A 322-nucleotide genomic window follows, 5' to 3' on the forward strand; every position below is an offset into this window, starting at 1 on the left:
CGCACCCGTCGAACCCGAGGTGTACATCACATACGCCGCATCCCCCGAACGCACACCCACCCCGGGCACTTCACGCTGTTCCTCTCCCCTGGGTGTCGAGTCAATGACGAACACGTCTGCCGTGTCCGACGGGAGGTGCTGCTGAGACGCGTCGTCCGTCACCACCAGCGTGGCGCCGGTGTCGGCCAGGACATGGCGGATGCGGTCGGCCGGATAACGGGCGTCGAGAGGCACGTAGACCGCGCCGGCCTTCATCAGACCCAGGACCGTGGTGACCGTCGCGATCGAACGCTCCAGAAGCACACCGACCGCGTCACCGGGG

General features: G+C 67.4%; 1 protein-coding gene. It reads right to left on the bottom strand.

Annotation, left to right across the window (positions count from 1 at the left end; translation table 11 throughout):
• On the bottom strand, positions 1-322 hold a 322-nt coding region (locus DI272_RS45915), incomplete at both ends, for an AMP-binding protein (RefSeq protein ID WP_258314955.1).

Origin of the sequence: Streptomyces sp. Act143, from assembly GCF_003143935.1 — a bacterium.
In the GTDB taxonomy this organism is placed as follows: Bacteria; Actinomycetota; Actinomycetes; order Streptomycetales; family Streptomycetaceae; genus Streptomyces.